Origin of the sequence: Stenotrophomonas sp. HMWF023, from assembly GCF_003060985.1 — a bacterium.
Classification (GTDB): domain Bacteria; phylum Pseudomonadota; class Gammaproteobacteria; order Xanthomonadales; family Xanthomonadaceae; genus Stenotrophomonas; species Stenotrophomonas lactitubi.
In genome coordinates this window covers 5,468-8,858 of sequence record NZ_QAIJ01000097.1, presented here as the reverse complement: position 1 = coordinate 8,858, position 3,391 = coordinate 5,468, and the positions used below count along the sequence as shown (strand labels likewise).

Here is a 3,391-nt window from a genome sequence, read left to right as displayed (position 1 = left end):
CCCTGCGCTTGCAGCCACGCCAGCAGTTCATCGGCAGGCACCGGCAGCGGTGCCATTTCCGGCAGCGCCTCGATCCGTGCCGCCAAGCCAGCCACCAGCGCGGCAGCGCCACGGTCCTGCCGCAGCTGCGCCAGATGGGTGCGGGCCAGGCCCAGCTGGCGCTGCGCCACCCAGCGCGCACCGCGCTGCAGCGCCAGTTCCAGGCTCAGTGCAGCGATCTCGATCACCAGGCGATGCGCGCCAACAGTGGCGAAGTGCTCGATGATGGTGTTGAAGCGCGTGCCCAGATCCCAGGTGTTGCGTTCGCCATCACGACTGCACAGCGTCGAAGCGGTATTCGCCCACAGCCGCCAGTGGTTCGGCGTCAGCTCGCTCCAGGGCACCAGCTGCTGCAGCGCTTCTTCATCACGCCCCAACTGGGCCAGCGCCCAGGCCTTGGACAGCCGGCGCGGCACCGTACAGTTGGCCGGCTCGTATTCGCCTGCGGCGGCTACTTCGACCTCGCGCTGCTCGATCAGTGCCAGTGCCTCCGCCGCGCGGCCGCTGGCCAGCAGGATCTTGATCTGCATTTCCGGGAAGCTGTCGAACACTTCCTTGCCGCGCGCCTGGATCGCCGCCGCCTGCACCTGCAGGTAGTCCAAGGCGTCCTGGCCGCGGCCGTCGTCCAGCAGCGCGTCCGCCTTCTCGCAGCTCAGGCACTGGAAGCAGGCCCAGCTCGGGTCGATGCGGCCCAGCGTCTCGTCGCAGACCTCGATGCGCTCGGGCACCCAGCCCGGACCATCGATGTTGCCGTAGCAGGCGGCAAGATCCTGGGTGATGCAGATCGACTGCGGGCAGTCCAGGGTATCGGCACGGTGTGCGCGCTCGAACAGCGCTACCGACTCGCCCAGCGCGCTTTCACCTTCGACGCGGTTGCCGACGCGGTTGCGCAGCGCCCAATGGCCGACGTAGACGTCGACCCAGGGGTTGTCCAGCGCCTTGCCCAGCGCGCGCGCTTCGGGCAGCAGTGCATCGACGCGGTCGACCTGCAGTTCACTGACTTCATCGGCAAGGCGGGTCAGCAGGTGGGCGTTCTGTGCCTGCCCGGCCTGGCGCAGGTCTTCCTGCAGTTTTTCGACCCAGTTCCAGATATCCATGGGGGAAATGCTCCTGTCTAGCGAAGGCTGGATGAGAGGGGGCGGTGCTCAGCGCAGCATCTGCTGCAGGGCACCGGCAATATCAGTGAATGCACCATTGAGATCGGGGCCCGGCGTCGCCGTACTCCGCTGCAACGGCCGGCCCTGCGCGGACACGATGATCTTCAACGAGCGCAGCAGGCGCGCGGCCGACGCGGCCTGTGGGTGGCCATCGCGCTGGGCCTGCAGCAAGGCCTGCACCGCTGGATTGTCCAGGTTGAGGTAAAGCCGCGAGGGCGCACGCGCCTCGATGCGCGCGGTGAACTGGCGCGCCAGCCGCAATGCGGCCATCGATACGCGTTTGTCGTTCTCGTCGTCTTCCAGGCGCTGCTTCAGTTCGGCTTCGCGGTCAGGTACCACCACCACCGGCAGCGCCTCCGGGCTGAACCGCGCCGGCAGCAGCTGTTCGCCGTCGCCCAGGTGTTCGCGAAGCCAGGCCAACTGCGTATCGTCAAGGCTGTCATCGGTGCGGAACAGTGCGCGATTGCCCTGCTCGGTACCGAGTTCGACCAGCCGCAGGCCCTTGGCCTGGGCCCAGCGGCGCAGGAACGGCACCACGGCATAGCGATGGCCATGCGCGACCGGCACGCCCATCGCACGGAACAGCATTTCCTCGAAGCCGCCACCGTTGTCGAGGATCACATGCACCGCGCCGCGCGCCGGCAACGCGCTGGCCGGCAGGTCACCCTGCGAGGTCGGCACGCGCACGTGTTCCAGCAGCAGGTCGAACAGGCGCTCATCGCACAGCGCCGCGCCCAGCAGGGCTTCGTTGTGGCGGCTGAGCACGCGTCGCCAGGCTTCGGGCTGCTGCCGCGCGACGTCGGCCAGGCCATCGATCAGCGCTTCCAGCAGGGCGTGCTGTACGGCGCGATAGTGGTCATCGCGCTGCAGGTCCTCGCGGCTGGCGGTCGGGGTCAGCTTCGACGACTCGATCACCCCGCCGATGAAGCCGGCCCACGGCGGCAGCAGGTCGCGCGCGTCGTCGTCCAGCAGCATGCCGCGCACGAACACCGACAGGTTGCGGTTGTCGCTGGTGCCATAGGTGGCACCGTCCTGCACCCAGAGCATGCCGACGGCACCGCTGCTGCCATCGGACTGCAGCGGCATCGTCACGATGGGCTCGAAATCGTGTTCGAAGCGGGCAGCGAACTGCTGCGCCTGGCGGCGTGCCTGCACCGGATGCAGCACGACGTCACCCTGCCCGCGCCACGGCGGCGGTTCGGGATTGATCGCGGCGGTCGCCGCACCGATGAAGATCGGCTCGGACAGCAGCGCGCAGTAGCGGCCCAGCACCTCATGCAGGCGCGCTTCGTTGGCCAGCGGCAGGAAGTCCGGATGCAGCTCCAGCTCGACCTCGGTGCCGATCGCGCGTGCCGGCACTTCGCTGACGGTGTACTGCTCGGCATTGCTGGACACGTACAGGTGGCCCAGCCCTGGTGACTGGTAGGAGGTGGTACGCACGCTGACACGGCGCGCCAGCACGAAGGCCGACAGGAAGCCCAGGCCGAACATGCCGATCAGGCCTTCATTGTCCTCGCCGTCCTGGCGCAGGCCCCGGGTGTAACCGACACCGACCGTGGCCAGGTAATCGTGGATTTCCTGCCGGGTCAGGCCGGCACCGGTGTCGGTGATGCGCAGCACGCCGGCGGCGACATCGACCTGCACGTCGATGCGCGACACACTCTGGATGCCGGGCTGCTCGATACGGCGACGGATGATCGAATCGTGCGCGTTCTGCACCAGCTCACGCAGCGCCACCATCGGGGTGGAATACAGGTGCTTGCCCAGCACCGTCATCAGTCCATTGAGATCGACCCCGGCGCGGCGGATTTCGGCGGCGGGGGTGCTGAACATCGGGTCCTGCATGTAATCGATTACTCCTTGCCACGGAAAGGCGCCAGGGGGCGCCTTCGTCGAGCCGGGAAAACTAGCACAGGCAGGCTGACCGTTGCCGCATGTGACGTTTGTAGAGCCGAGCCCACGCTCGGCTGCCCTTTGCCGGAAAAGCAGCCGAGCATGGGCTCGGCTCTACAGTATCGGCATCACGCCGCGTCGATGGCCTCGGACAGGCGTTCGACCGCGATCACTTCCATCCCCTTCACCGAGCCGCCCTTGGGCGCATTGGCCTTGGGCACGATGGCGCGCTTGAAGCCGTGGGTCGCGGCTTCGCGCAGGCGATCCTCGCCGTTGGGTACCGGCCGGATTTCACCGGACAG

General features: G+C 67.8%; 1 protein-coding gene and 2 pseudogenes. All 3 read right to left on the bottom strand.

Features of this window, described 5'->3' with window-relative positions:
• Positions 1-1,136, bottom strand: a pseudogene (locus tag DBR20_RS22680) (hypothetical protein); the annotation flags it as partial.
• A gap of 48 nt (positions 1,137-1,184) precedes the next feature.
• On the bottom strand, positions 1,185-3,041 hold the full coding sequence (locus DBR20_RS04800) for an ATP-binding protein (protein WP_108265383.1): 1,857 nt from the start codon (positions 3,039-3,041) through the stop codon (positions 1,185-1,187).
• Positions 3,042-3,217: 176 nt separating this feature from the next.
• Positions 3,218-3,391 (bottom strand): annotated as a pseudogene (locus DBR20_RS22675) (DNA repair protein RadA); the annotation flags it as partial.